Consider the following 12,850-nt stretch of genomic DNA (forward strand, 5'->3'; position numbering starts at 1 on the left):
ATTCGAATCGGTATGTCGACCAAACATCAAGGCCATTTCGCGCGCAAGCGTTTCGGGCAGAACTTCCTCGTCGATCAGGGCGTGATCGATTCCATCGTCGATGTGATCGCGCCCAAGCGCGGCGAGCGCATGGTCGAAATCGGGCCGGGGCTCGCGGCGCTCACGGAGCCGCTGATCGAGCGGCTCGCGACGCCCGAATCGCCGCTGCATGCGGTGGAACTGGACCGCGATCTGATCGGCCGGCTGGAAAAGCGCTTCGGGAACAAGCTCATCGTGCATTCCGCGGACGCGCTCGATTTCGATTTCGCCACGCTCGCGCTTCAAGGTGCGGACAGCGATAAGCCGACGCTGCGTATCGTCGGCAATCTGCCGTACAACATTTCGAGTCCGCTGCTGTTCCATCTGACGACGTTCGCGCACAAGGTCATTGATCAGCATTTCATGCTGCAGGACGAAGTGGTCGAGCGCATGATCGCGGAGCCCGCGAGCAAGGACTACGGGCGTCTTTCGGTGATGCTGCAATACCGCTACGTGATGGACAAGCTGATCGACGTGCCGCCGGAATCTTTCAATCCGCCGCCGAAGGTGAATTCCGCGATCGTGCGCATGATTCCGTTCGCGCCGCACGAATTGCCCGAAGTCGATGAAACCGTGTTGAGCAATGTCGTGAAGGCCGCGTTCGCGCAGCGCCGCAAGGTATTGCGTAACAACCTGGGCGCGTACCGCGACACGGTCGATTTCGACGCCCTCGGCTTCGATCTCACGCGGCGCGCCGAGGAAGTGCCGGTCGCGGAATTCGTCGCGCTGGCGCAGGCGGTTCAGCGCTCGAAAGGCTGAGCGCAGCCGGCGTCCGACAGCAGTTTCATCAGCCGTTCCAGTCTCGCGCGCTGCTCGCGCTGCAAGCCGCGCGTCGCGCTCACCTGCCGCACGCGCGTGCGCCAGTAAGTCTGGCCGAACAGCGAGTTCGCGCTTTCCGCCGACAGTACACGCTCCAGATGCCCGATCGCGGCATCCACATTCCGTGGTGTGTATGGGCTCGTGATCGTGGCGTCTCGCTCGAGTGTTGCGTTCATCGTTTTGGCCTCGTGTCGCGTTGAATCCGAGCGATGGATTCTGAGCGCGAGACGGGACATTTCACGTCTCGAAGCGTCATTGCTGACCGGGACGCGATGTGTCCGAATCGGCTGCTATGATCGTCGTCCCCACCGATGCGGGGCAGAAAGACATCCTCAAAGGGAGACACATGCGCTTCATTCACGCAGCGGATATTCATCTCGACAGCCCGTTGCACGGCCTTTCGGCCTACGCAGACGCACCCGCCGACATGCTGCGCCAGGCGACGCGCGAGGCGTTCTCGAAGCTCGTGTCCATAGCGGTCGACGAGCAGGTCGATTTCATGGTGATCGCCGGCGATCTCTACGACGGCACCTGGCGCGATCACAACACGGGCATCTTTTTCTGCCGCGAGATGGGGCGCCTGCGTCGCGCGGGCATTCCGGTCTACGTGCTGTTCGGCAACCACGACGCCGAAAGCGAAATGACGAGCCAGCTCCAGTTGCCCGACAACGTCCACACGTTTTCGACCAGAAAGCCGCAGACGTACCGCATCGACGCGCTGAAGGTCGCGCTGCACGGCCACAGCTTCAAGGAGAAGGCGGTCACGACGAATCTCGTCACCGCTTATCCGCCGCCCGTCGCGGGCTATTTCAACATCGGCGTGCTGCATACCGCGCTCGAAGGCGGTTCGATGCACGCGAGCTACGCGCCGTGCTCGGTCGCCGAACTGCACGCGAAGGAATATCACTACTGGGCGCTCGGCCATGTGCACGACTACGCGATCTGGCAGGACGCGTCGACCATCGTGTTTCCGGGCAATCTGCAAGGACGCAATATCCGCGAGACGGGCCGGCGCGGCGCGGTGATCGTCACTGTGTCGGAGTCGGAAGCGGTGAGCGTCGAACGGCTTTTCATCGACGTGCTGCGCTGGGAATCCGTCACCGTCGACGCATCCCAAGCCAGCACGCTCGATGAAGTCGCGCGCGCGGTCGGCCGTGCGCTCGAAGCGCTCGTCGAAACGTCGGCGTCGCACGTGCCGCACGCGGTGCGCGTGACGATTACCGGCGCGACCGGCGCGCACGGTGAATTGTTCGGTCTCGAAACGCAATTACGTGCGGAAGTGCTCGCACAGATTGCGGCGATCAGCCATGACCGCCTCTGGCTGGAGAAAGTGAAGATCGCGACCGAGCCGCTCGCGCACAGCAAACCGGCAGCCGGCCGCGCCGATGCGCTCGCCGATCTCCACGGCCTGCTGATCGAAGCCGAGTCCGACCCGGAGTTTCTTGGCATGTTGCAGGACAAGCTGATTGCGCTGGCGTCCCAGGCGCCGAGTGAGTTGCAGAAGTTCGTGCCCGAACTGGAGCACGTGCGCAACGGCGAACTCGCGAAGCTCGTCGGCGACGTGCGCTCCGGCCTGATCGCGCAACTCGCGGACGCGGAGTAACGAATGCGTATCGGCAAGCTCGAACTCATCCGCTACGGCAAGTTCACCGATCACGCCGTCGAATTTCCGGCGGCGGAACACGACTTCCATTTCGTCGTCGGGCCGAACGAGGCCGGCAAGTCGACCATCAAGAATGCGATTTCCGAACTGCTCTTCGGCATGCCGCACAGCTCGCCGCTCGCGTTCGTGCATCCGCAAAGCGACTTGCGGCTCGGCGCTTCCATCGAGACGAATGGCGAGGCCTTGGCGTTTCACCGCTCGAAGAGCCGCAAGTCGTCGCTCTCGATGCCCGACGGCGACGCGCTGCCCGCCGACGCGCTCGCGCCGTTTCTCGGCGCCGCCGACAAGGGCTTTTTCGAGCAGATGTACTGCCTGAATCACGAGGCGCTGCGCCGCGGCGGGGAAGCCATTCTCGATGCATCGAGCGATGTCGGGCAGGTGCTGTTCCAGTCGGCGGCCGGTATTGCGAGTCTCGGCGACGTGCGCCAGCGTCTCGCGGACGAAGCCGATCGACTGTGGGCGAAGAGGAAATCGGGCGATCGCGCGTATTACGTCGGCCTGAAGCAATACGACGAAGCCACCGCCGAACTGAAAGCGGCGAGCGTGAGGACGGCGCAGTGGCGTCGCGCGCATGTGGCGGTTGAAGAAGCCGAGGAGCTAAGCCGCGAGCAGGATGCGCGCCGCGCCGCGCTCGAAGCGCAGCGCGGCAAGCTCGAACGCGTGCGGCGCGTCGCGCCGTATCTGAACGTGTGGCGCGAGAAGGCGGCTGATTTGCGCGAACTGGGCGATGCCGTCGATCTGCCCGCCAACGCCGAAGCGACGCTGCACGACGCGCTGACGCGGCTCGCGGCCGCGCAAACCGCGCTCGACCTGCACGCGAAAAATGCCGGCCAGTTGCAGGCGGAGCTGAGCGCGGTGCATATCGAGCACGGCCTGTTGACGGCGCAATCCCGCATTCGTGCGCTCGAAACCGCACGGCAGCGCTGCACGAATCACGCGAGCGATATTGCCCGGCTCGAACTCGAAGTCGACATGCGTTTGCGGCAAATCGGGCATGACGGCGCGCAGCTCGGCTGGCCGCAAGACGAAGCGGGCGCACGCCGCGCGATGCCCGGCGCGCTTGCGCTGCAGACAGTCACGAGCCTGATGCTCGAGCGCGGCGAACTCGAACTCGCGGCGCGCAACGCGCAACAGGCGGCGGAAGACAGCGCGACGCAGATCGACACGCTGAAAGCGCGCCTTGCGGCCATCGCGAGCGGCGAGGTGCCGCCGGCACTGCGCGCGGCGTTGCGCGCCGCGCAGAAGTATCGCGATGCGAGCGCGGCGATGCAGCGTCTCGAAGACGCGATATGCGACGCGCAGCACACGCTGGATGCGGGCATCGCGTCGCTTGGACGATGGTCGCGGCCGATCGTCGAATTGAAGTCGATGACGCTGCCGGCGGCGGAGCGCATCGCGGCATTGCGCGCGGAACGTCAGGAACTGATGTCGCGATTGACGCTCGCCGCCGATCGCGCGCAGGAAGCGCAGGACAAGCTGCACGCGACGCGAACCGAGCTGGACGATCTCGTCGATACACACGATGTCGTCACAGGCGATCAGGTTCGCGACGCACGCACGACGCGCGATGCCGCGTGGCGCGCGATCAAATCGGGCGATCTCGCGCTCGATCGAGGCGCGCCCGGATTCGAAACCGCAATGCACGCGGCGGACGGCCTCGCTGATCGTCAGCTCGGCTCGGTTGGTCATGCGACGCAGCTCGCGACGCTGAAGCGGCGCGTCGCGAGCGAGGAAGCGACGCTCGAACGGCGCGAGGAGAGCGTGCGTGAAGCCGAATCGGCGCTGACGAAGTCCGACGATGCGTGGCGCGCGCTCGCGGCGCAATCGCAGATCGCGGAGATGTCCCTGGACGATGCGCCTTCGTGGATCGTATCGCGCGAGAAGGTGCTGGCAGCGGCCCAGGCGCTCGATGCGCGCACCGAGGAACGCGAGCGCGATTCCGCCGATGCCGCCGCGCGGCGCGACGAGCTCGCACGGCATTTGAAAGAGGCGAACGCGGGCACCGATCTCGACATGCTATGCGACATCGCCGAGGCGCATATCGCGGCTATCGACGAAGCCGCCGTGACGCGGCGCAACGTCTCCGCGCAACTCGACGAAGCGCAAGCCGAGCGCGTCGCGCGTCAAAGCGCGGCGAAAGCCGCCCGCGACGCGTTCGAGCGCTGGCAGCGCGAGTGGTCGGCGGCGCTCGCGAAGGCGGGTCTCACGAACGCGGCGGATTCGCAGGCGGCGGCTGAAGCGGCCATCGAGATCGTGAAGAAAATCGGCGAGCAATTGACGCAGATCGACACGATGCGCGCCGGCCAGATCGACACGATGCGCGCGGCGCTCGATGCACTCGACGCCGATGCGTTGCAGCTTGCGCGCGAATTCGACGATTCACTCGCGACGCTCGGCGCGGAACGAATCGCAACGGAACTGTCGGCGCGCCTCGATCGCGCTTGCGCGGCGCATGCCGAACTGGAGCGCCTGAAGAAGGCGCACGCGGCCGCGAGAGAGCAGGAGAGTAAAGCCGCAGCAGACGTGGAAGAGGCCAAGGCAACGCTGCGTCCGCTCTACGATCTGGCTGGCGTCGACACGCCCGACGTGCTTCAGGCGCTGATCGCGCAATCGCAGAAAAAGCGTGAGTTGAGCGCCGCCGCGGACGATGCGCGCGCCGCGCTCATCAAGGGCGGCGACGGCCTCACGCTCGACGAGCTGGTCGCGGAAGTGGAGGGCGCGGACATGGCGAACGTGCAGGCCGAGCTTTCGCGCATCGCCGCGGCGCTCTCGGAGTCGGTGAGAATCGCTGGCGAAACGGCGACCGCGCTCGATGCCGCGCGCCGCGAGCTCGCGGCCATCTCGGGCGAAGCGAACGCCGCCCGCGCAGAAGCGAAGCGCCAGGAGGCGCTGGCCACGATGTCGGACGCCGCTGAGCGCTTCGTGAAAGTCGAGACGGCATCGACGCTGCTCAAATGGGCGATCGATCGCTATCGCGAACGTCGTCAAGGCCCGATGCTGTCGCGCGCGAGCACGATCTTCTCGGAACTCACGCTCGGCGCGTTTTCGCGACTCATCGTCGATTACGACCGTCAGCCGATGGCGCTCTCCGCGATCCGTTCGAGCGGCGAGCACGTCGACATTTCGGGGATGAGCGAAGGCACGCGCGATCAGTTGTACCTCGCGCTGCGGCTTGCGGCGCTGGAGGAGCATGGCGAGAAGGCGTCGGCGCTGCCGTTCGTCGCCGACGATCTCTTCATCAATTTCGACGATGGCCGCGCGCGCGCCGGCCTCGCCGTGCTCGCGCACATCGCCAAACGCACGCAGGTGATCTTTCTGAGCCACCACGATCATCTGGTCGATATCGTCCGCGACGTGTTCGGGCCGCAGGTCAACGTGCGTTATATGCGCTGACGGCGACGTTGACGTGTTTCGCGCGCGCGGCGTCGTTCATTGCGCGTGTGTCTGACCATATCGGCTCGCGAGCTTGCGGAAATCATCGGCGAATTCGTCGCGCAGGGCTTGCGGCGCGAGAATTTCGACGCCCGCGCCGAGCGCGCGCAGCCACCAGCGGAGTTTGAGGCTCGGCGTCACCGTGCCCGTGACTTTCATCCGGCCATCGGGCAGCGTGTCGATGTACTGATCCTTCGACATCGGCGATTCGCGCAACTGATTGCCCGCGTTGCCTTCGAAGGCGAGTTCGAGCCGTACCGGCGGCTCGGGCAGAAAGTCGAACACCTGCTGCGTCTCGATGTACTTGCGCAGCTTGAAGTCCTCGGGGTACGTGAAGGATTCGCCCGACTCCGTCACCGAGCGGATGCGATCGAGCCGGTAGAGCGTGCGCAGCCATTGCGTTTCGCCTTTCTCCGGACGCGGCGCGCGATTCGGGTCTTGCGCGACCATGTACATCACGCCGGCTGATTCGACGAGCGCGAGCGGCCAGAGTTTGCGCGTTTTCTGGGAATCGCTGCTGTCGGTCTTGTATGCGGCGCGGTACTGCACGAGGAGTTCGCGTTCGAAGAACGTGGCGGTCGCCACCGTCTGGAATATTTCGGGGCGCAGCTTGGGGCGAATCAGCGTGAACGCGCCATCGACGGAATCGATCTTGTCAGCCCACGCGCGATAGATGCGGCTGTCCGCCTTCTCCTGCGACAACCGCGATTCGGCGGCCTTGAAAAGCGGATCGATGTCGCGTGTGACCGCGTTCGGGAGCTTGTTGCCCGCGAAGCGCTGCAGGATGTGGAACGCCACGGCCTCCGACGCGCTCATCAGGCCGCTCATGCCTTCCTGCAAGCCGTGCAGCCACGGCTTGCGCTGCCAGAGGAGTTCGCGTCCGCTGATCATCGATACGACTCGCGCATCGGCTTCGAGCGCGGTCAGATGGCGTTGCACTTTCTTCGTATAGCCGACGCGATGGCCGCGCTCTTCGAGCCGCCTGCGCACTTCGGGCGTCGAAAGCCAGGCGGTTGCATCACGTTCGGTGGGCAGCACGCGGAGGATGGCTTCGTCGAGACTGGAGGTCATGGTGCGCGGGCGAGGAGGAGGCAGATTCCGATTATAGGGGCGATCGGGACATATTGTGTCTCGATGGGCGAAGGCGGCCGGACGGGCTTTCGGATTCTTCTGGTGACGGTCCCCGACGTAAGCGGAAAGAATAGCGGCGCCGATCGCGAGGATTCATTTCAGGCATGTCGAGGAGCGAAAAACCATGAGTAAAAGCGACCTGTCGCTGCGTGCGGCCCCCGCCAAGCCGAAGCTTTGGCCTTATGCGCTCTGGGGGACGGTTTCGTTACTCCTGGCGGACTTCGTGTGGCCGAGTGCGTTGGCGGGCGCCATTGTTGTCGTCGCGGGATTCGACAAACATTTGAAGTACAAGAAGCGCAAGGCCGAGGCGGATCGTTCGTTAAGCGAAGCGAACGCGATGTTCGAGACCGTCGCCGCGCTGGAGTTGACGCCGCGCTTGAAGTTGCTGGGGCAATGACGCGGGGAGGTTGCGTTGATGCGGGCCCAAAGCAAAAAGCCCAGTCGCGAGACTGGGCTTTCTACTTGATTCTTTGGTAGGCCGTACGGGATTCGAACCTGTGACCAACGGATTAAAAGTCCGCTGCTCTACCAGCTGAGCTAACGACCCGAAAGAGGCGAAATTATAATCGGCGAACGGGATCCATGTCAAGCCGGCTAACAAGGAAACCATCACAACATCGAAAGAAAAATGCCTGCGGCGTCACGGCCCGCGGGCATTCTTCTCGAGGCGCAAAGAACCGCGAAGCTCCGCTCACTTCACCTGCGACATCTTGCTCTGTGCAGTCTGCGCGACTTCCGTACCGGCGTACTGCGAGATGATCTGCTGCAGCGTCTGCTTCGCAGCCGCTTTCTGGCCTTGCTCAATCTGGTTGTTCGCGATCGCAAGCAGCGCCTCCGGCGCTCGCGGATGCGTCGGATAACTCTTCACCAGGTCTTGCCAGACAGCAGTCGATGCCTTGTAGTCGCGTTGCGCATAGAGCGCATTGCCGAGCCAGTATCGCGCCGTTGGCTGATACGGACTCTGAGGATACTTCGCCACGAACGCCTTGAAGGACGCCGCGGCGTTCTTGTAGTCACCGTTGCGGAACTGAGTCGACGCTGCGTTGAACGCTTCCGTCTCGCCGGGCTGCACCGAACCGGTCACGCCGTCGATCGTCTCTTGCTGCGGCTCGAACTTCTTCAAGCGCGTGTCGAGATCGGCGTAATAGTCCTTCTGCTGCTTCTGCAGCGTCGCGACCTGATTGGCCAGATCCTCGTTCTGGCCGCGAACCGTAGCGACCTGCTGATTGAGCTGGTCGATCCGATTCTGCTGATCGAGGATCGTGCGCTGCGCGGCCTGCAACTGACTGGACAAGCTATCAGTCTTCGTGCGCAGATCGAGCACGGCTTTACGCGCTTCGTTGTCGTCGAAGACGCCGGCGTGCGCGGGCACGCCGAGCATCGTGGAGCCAACCACGCACGCGGCTGCGGCTACGCGCAGCAAGGGAAAGCGATACAACATAGGGCGACTCACCCGTGACTGGTTACGTTACTGTTGATAGACGAGGTCGGCGCGGCGGTTCTGCGCCCACGACGACTCGTCGTGACCCGTCGCCATCGGCTTTTCCTTGCCGAGGCTCACGGCTTCCATCTGCGTATCGGCGACGCCCATCAGCGACATCGCGCGACGCACGGCTTCCGCACGCTTCTGGCCGAGCGCGAGGTTGTATTCGCTCGTGCCGCGCTCGTCGGTGTTGCCCTGGATCAGGACGTGACGCTCCGGATGGCTCTTGATGTACGACGAGTGTTGTTGCAGCAGCGGCTGATAGTCGTCCTTCACGGCATAGCTGTCGAAGTCGAAATAGATGCTGCGCTTGGCGAGCGGGCTGTTCGGATCGTTCAGCGGGTCGATGTTGACCTGCTTCACGTCCGTCGGGTTCGGCTGCGTGCCGACTGCACCCTTGTTCTGGCCTTCGTCGAGCTTCACGCCCGAGTGACACGCCGCCAATGCGCCGACCATCGCAACTGCCAGGCCGATACGAAGTTTCGACATCATGGTACCTCTCCTTGTGTTGTAGCTGAACGTTGTATTTGAAACGTTGTTGCTGAACTTATTGCATGAACGGACCCCAGGACGGCTCGCGCACCGCACCGCCCTGAACTGACAAGACTTGCCGCGTACGACCGTCGGTCGAAACGGCTGCCAACACGCCACGTCCGTTCACTTGGGTGGCGTAGAGGATGTACTGACCGTTCGCCGCAAAGCTCGGCGATTCGTCATGCGTCGTGTCGGTAAGCCCCGTCGCCGTGCCGGACGCGAGGTCCTGCAAATACAGCTTGAAGCCGCCGCCAGTGCGCGAAATGTACGCGAGTTGCTTGCCGTCCGGGCTCACGCGCGGGCTCGTGTTGTAGCTGCCCGCAAAGGTGACCCGCTGGGCCGCGCCGGCGCTTTCCCCCGCCGCCGGCATCTTGTAGATCTGCGGTTGGCCGCCGCGATCGCTCGTGAAGTAGATGGAGCTGCCATCGGGCGAGAAGGCCGGCTCGGTATCGATGGAACTGCCTTGTGTGAGACGGCGCAGGCCGGAGCCGTCTGCGTTGACTTCGAAAATCTGCGTGTTTCCGGTGCGCGAGAGCGCGACGGCGAGCTTGCGGCCGTCAGGCGACCACGCCGGCGCACTGTTGTTGCCCTTCTGGTTCGACACGACCACGCGACGGCCCGTAGGCAGATCGTGGATGTAGACCACCGGCTTCTTCTTCTCGAACGACACGTACGCGACCTTCGTGCCGTCCGGCGACCACGCCGGGGAGATGATCGGCTCGGGGCTGGAGAGGGCGATCTTCGCGTCCTGGCCGTCCGAATCCGAAATCTGCAATTGATAGCGTCCGCCCGTCTGAATGACATAGGACAGACGCGTCGCGAACACACCGCGGCCGCCGAGGAGCTTGGCGTAAATGTAGTCCGCAATCTTGTGCGCGCTCATGCGCAGGCCGCTTTCGGCGCTGACGAGCGACAGGCCGCCGAGATTCTGCTGCTTGACCGTGTCGTAGAGACGGAAGCGCACTTCGTATTGGCCGTTCGGCAGCTTGCTTACGCTGCCCGAAACGAACGCATCCGCGCCTTTCGCTTTCCATGCGCCGAGATCGACCGAATCGGATTCAGCGACGGGCGCGCTGCCCGCATCGACGTTCGTGAACTTGCCGCTTCTCTGCAGATCCTGGCGAATGATCGCGCTGATTTGTTGCGGCGAATTCGCTTCATTGGCGAAATTGGCCGTCGCGATCGGGAACTGGGTCGAACCGACGCCGGTCACGAGCACGTTCAACTGGGCGTGTGCGGCAGTGCCGGCTGCGATCAGGCAGGACGCGACCAGCGTTTTGAGGCCAAGCTTCGTCATCAAACTCATGCTGTATAGGTTCCAGATAAAAGCGTTTCAAGTGTCCGCGGGCTGCAAAGCAGACCCGCGCTCGCACAAATCGTTCCCTCCCGAAGCGGCTCGCTCCGGGCGCCGCTCAGCCTCCGGCCGGGCGCAGCGTGATCGTGAAGTGATCCGGCGCCTTGCCGTCGATATCGACGGGCATCGGATCCGAGCGCTGCACCGCGCGCAACGCAGCCTGATCCCACTGCTCGTTGCCGCTCGAGCGGGTGATGTTCGCCGAAAGCAGCGTGCCGGACGACGAGCAGCGGACCGACACCACGGTCTCGAGCCCGGCGGTTTCGCCGGCCCACACGATGTTCGGCCGCACGCGGCGCTGCACCTTCTCGGCGTAGCCCGGAGAGGTCGCATTGCCGCCGGCTCCCTTGCCGGTGCCGCTCTTCGCGAGCCCCTCGCCGCTGCCCGCCGTGCCGCCCCCCAACTGCCCTTGCAACTGCGCGAGGCGAGACTTGCGCTCGGCATCGAGCTTGGCCTTCGCTTCGGCATCGGCCTTGGCTTTCGCCTGCGCGGCGGCCTTCGCCTTGGCGTCAGACTCAGCCTTGGCTTTGGCTTGCGCGTCGGCCTTCGCCTTCGCTTCCTGCTGTTCCTTCTGCTCTTTTTGTTCCTTCAACTGCTCCTGCTTTTGCGCGTCGGCCTGCTGCTGTTGGCGCTGCTTGTCCTGCTGCGCTTTCTGTTGCTGCTGCTTCTGCAGTTCGGCCTGCCGCTGCTGCTCGATCTGCTTCTGCTTATCCTGCATTGCCTTCTGCTGAGCGGCTTGCGCGGCGAGCTGCTGACGCTTGGCTTCCGCTTCCTGCTTTGCCTCTTCCTGCTGACGGCGTTGCTCCGCCAGTTGAGCTTCGCGCGCGGCGGCTTCCTGCTGCTTGCGCTTCTTCTCCTGCAACGCGATGTCCGCATCCTCGTCCTTCGCGGGCGGCGGCGCGGGCTGCACTTTCACCGGCGCGGGCGGCGGCGGAGCGGGGCGGGGCGTCGGCGCGGGCGTGTCCGGAATCTCGGTCCAGATTTCCGCTTCCGCGCCCGCCGGCGTGTTGTTCTGCCAGTTGATGCCGTGGTACAGGAACCAGCCGAGCAGCAGGTGCATCAACGCCGCGAGCGCGAACGCCTTGCCCGTACCGCGCTCACGCGGCGGGCGGATCGGTCGCGCGGACGATGCGCGTGTCTGCCTGTGCAAAAGGGTCATTGCGATTTGACGAGCAATCCGACGCGCTTCACGCCGCGCGCCTTCATATCGGACATCACGTTCATCACGACTTCGTACTTCACGGTCTTGTCCGCCGCGATCACGACGGGCTGATCCGGATGCGATTCCTGACGATTCAGCACGAAGCTGTTCAGGTCCTTCATCGTCATTTTCTGCTCTTGCGTCGCGCCGCCTTCTTCCTTGTAGCGGACGTTCATGCTGCCGTCCGCCTTGATGTTGATGACGAGCGGCGGCTGCTGCTCTTGCGGCTGCGCATTGCCGACGGTCGGCAGATTGATGATCGACGGCGAAACGAGCGGCGCCGTCACCATGAAGATGACGAGCAGCACGAGCATCACGTCGATGTACGGCACGACGTTGATATCGGACATCGCGCGACGCGAACTGCCGCGCATGCTGGAACGAATGGGGCCTGCCATCGCGGACTCCTTCTCTTAGTGCGCCTGACGCTGCAGGATGTTCGAGAACTCTTCGATGAAGGTCTCGAAGCGGATCGCCAGGCGATCGATATCGTGCGCGTAGCGGTTATATGCGACCACGGCCGGAATCGCGGCGAAAAGGCCGATCGCGGTGGCGACGAGCGCCTCGGCGATTCCCGGCGCCACGTTCGCGAGCGTCGCCTGCTGCACATTGGCCAGGCCGCGGAACGAATTCATGATCCCCCAGACCGTGCCAAAGAGACCGATATACGGACTCACCGAGCCGACCGACGCGAGGAAAGCGAGGTTCGCTTCGAGCACGTCCATTTCCCGCTGGAACGCGGCGCGCATGGCGCGGCGGGAACCGTCGAGGATCGCGCCCGGATCGGTGATGCGGCGCTCCTTGCCCTTCAGGAATTCGCGCATGCCGGATTCGAAGATACGCTCCAGCGCGCCGATGGTGTGGCGATTGTTCGCCGCGCTCTGATAAAGCGCCTGCAGGTCGCCGCCCGACCAGAAATCGCGCTCGAAACGCTCGGTTTGCGCGCGCGCGCGGCGAATCGCGAACCACTTGCGGAAGATGAAAGTCCAGGACAGGAGCGACAGCAGCAGCAGCAGCGCCATCACCGCCTGCGCGAGCAAGCTCGCGTGAACGACGAGAGAAATGATCGACAAATCTTGTGTATTGTTCATAAAGGTCCGCTGTTACGTCCCGAAAGGGGCGTCCGGCCAGAAAGTCATGCTTTCGTGAAACGGC

The 12,850-nt window shown here is 64.0% G+C and carries 12 protein-coding genes and 1 tRNA gene; 4 read left to right on the forward strand and 9 right to left on the reverse strand.

Annotation, left to right across the window (positions count from 1 at the left end):
* The first annotated feature begins 12 nt into the window (after positions 1–12).
* Positions 13–837, forward strand: a complete 825-nt coding sequence (gene rsmA, locus AWB75_RS02765; RefSeq protein WP_061122547.1) for a 16S rRNA (adenine(1518)-N(6)/adenine(1519)-N(6))-dimethyltransferase RsmA — start codon at positions 13–15, stop codon at positions 835–837.
* On the opposite strand, the gene AWB75_RS02770 is transcribed toward rsmA, so the two are convergent.
* Positions 819–1,073 carry a hypothetical protein gene (locus tag AWB75_RS02770; RefSeq protein WP_061122548.1) on the reverse strand — a complete coding sequence of 85 codons (255 nt, stop codon included), beginning with the start codon at positions 1,071–1,073 and terminating at the stop codon, positions 819–821. The genes rsmA and AWB75_RS02770 overlap by 19 nt on opposite strands.
* A gap of 170 nt (positions 1,074–1,243) precedes the next feature.
* Between AWB75_RS02770 and AWB75_RS02775 the strand changes: the two genes are divergently transcribed.
* Positions 1,244–2,500, forward strand: a complete 1,257-nt coding sequence (locus AWB75_RS02775; protein WP_061122740.1) for a metallophosphoesterase family protein — start codon at positions 1,244–1,246, stop codon at positions 2,498–2,500.
* A gap of 3 nt (positions 2,501–2,503) precedes the next feature.
* Positions 2,504–5,953: an ATP-binding protein gene (locus AWB75_RS02780; protein WP_061122549.1), complete on the forward strand. Its 3,450-nt coding sequence runs from the start codon at positions 2,504–2,506 to the stop codon at positions 5,951–5,953.
* Between the two features lie 36 nt (positions 5,954–5,989).
* Here AWB75_RS02780 and AWB75_RS02785 read toward each other — a convergent pair whose 3' ends face one another.
* On the reverse strand, positions 5,990–7,063 hold the full coding sequence (locus AWB75_RS02785) for a helix-turn-helix transcriptional regulator (protein ID WP_061122550.1): 1,074 nt from the start codon (positions 7,061–7,063) through the stop codon (positions 5,990–5,992).
* Positions 7,064–7,247: 184 nt separating this feature from the next.
* Here AWB75_RS02785 and AWB75_RS02790 point away from each other — a divergent pair, with 184 nt between their 5' ends.
* Positions 7,248–7,520, forward strand: coding sequence for a hypothetical protein (locus tag AWB75_RS02790; RefSeq protein WP_061122551.1), 273 nt, complete (start codon positions 7,248–7,250; stop codon positions 7,518–7,520).
* A gap of 74 nt (positions 7,521–7,594) precedes the next feature.
* Here the strand turns inward: AWB75_RS02790 and AWB75_RS02795 are convergent.
* The 7 genes from AWB75_RS02795 to tolQ all read right to left on the reverse strand — a co-directional run bounded on the left by AWB75_RS02795 (position 7,595) and on the right by tolQ (position 12,786).
* A tRNA-Lys gene (locus AWB75_RS02795) sits at positions 7,595–7,670 on the reverse strand.
* Positions 7,671–7,814: 144 nt separating this feature from the next.
* Positions 7,815–8,564, reverse strand: coding sequence for a tol-pal system protein YbgF (gene ybgF / locus AWB75_RS02800; protein WP_061122552.1), 750 nt, complete (start codon positions 8,562–8,564; stop codon positions 7,815–7,817).
* A gap of 27 nt (positions 8,565–8,591) precedes the next feature.
* Entirely contained in the window at positions 8,592–9,098 is a 507-nt protein-coding gene (pal, locus tag AWB75_RS02805; protein ID WP_061122553.1) for a peptidoglycan-associated lipoprotein Pal, read from the reverse strand.
* A gap of 55 nt (positions 9,099–9,153) precedes the next feature.
* A complete protein-coding gene (tolB, locus tag AWB75_RS02810) occupies positions 9,154–10,446 on the reverse strand; it encodes a Tol-Pal system beta propeller repeat protein TolB (protein WP_061122554.1) in 1,293 nt (430 codons plus the stop codon).
* Positions 10,447–10,552: 106 nt separating this feature from the next.
* Entirely contained in the window at positions 10,553–11,653 is a 1,101-nt protein-coding gene (gene tolA, locus AWB75_RS02815) for a cell envelope integrity protein TolA (RefSeq protein WP_061122555.1), read from the reverse strand.
* The gene (tolR, locus tag AWB75_RS02820) at positions 11,650–12,093 is read right to left on the reverse strand and encodes a protein TolR (RefSeq protein WP_061122556.1); all 444 of its coding nucleotides are present in this window, start codon (positions 12,091–12,093) and stop codon (positions 11,650–11,652) included. The genes tolA and tolR overlap by 4 nt, the downstream gene beginning before the upstream one ends.
* A gap of 15 nt (positions 12,094–12,108) precedes the next feature.
* Positions 12,109–12,786, reverse strand: a complete 678-nt coding sequence (gene tolQ / locus AWB75_RS02825) for a protein TolQ (protein WP_008342801.1) — start codon at positions 12,784–12,786, stop codon at positions 12,109–12,111.
* Positions 12,787–12,850 lie beyond the last annotated feature (64 nt).

Origin of the sequence: Caballeronia catudaia (assembly GCF_001544755.2) — a bacterium.
Classification (GTDB): Bacteria; Pseudomonadota; Gammaproteobacteria; order Burkholderiales; family Burkholderiaceae; genus Caballeronia; species Caballeronia catudaia.